The organism is Neisseria sp. P0021.S006 (assembly GCF_051956895.1).
Genome location: NZ_JBQCWZ010001102.1, coordinates 1 through 499, shown reverse-complemented (window position 1 = coordinate 499; position 499 = coordinate 1). Strand labels below are relative to the sequence as shown.

1 pseudogene is annotated in these 499 nt (G+C 48.9%); it reads left to right on the top strand.

From position 1 onward, the window contains the following. Positions 1–499, top strand: a pseudogene (gene pilM, locus ACTHUM_RS18955) (pilus assembly protein PilM); the annotation flags it as partial.

The following is a 499-nucleotide window of genomic DNA, read 5'->3' as shown; positions in this document are numbered from 1 at the left end:
GCCTTTGTCCGCTTTGGATTTAGACTTGCTGGCGCAACGCAAGGCCTTGGGTCATTGGATGAATACGCATGCTCCCGAAATGGCAGATGAAAAAGGTGCCGTGTTTGGCATTCATGCGACGCAAATGTATGCCCTGAGCCTGCAAAACGGCCGTATCCTCTACAAACAAGAAACGCCGGTCAGTACAGAGCAGCTCAATCAGCTGATTCAGCGTACTTATCAGGTAACTTAAGAAAAAGCCGCACAAATGATGGCTTCCCAAAACAAGCCTTCCGACTACCAGTCTCAGATTGCCGACTGTTTTAATGTGCAGGTTGCGCAGGAGGTTCAGCGTGTTTTGCAATTTTACTATACCACGCAGGCCACTGATTCTTTCTCCAATATCAAACACATCCTGCCGACCGGCTTTACCGCGCAGCAGGCAGGTTTGGCGGAAAGCATTTTCTCGCAAACCAATACGGCAACAGAATATCTGCATCCGATTTCATATGTGGAACGC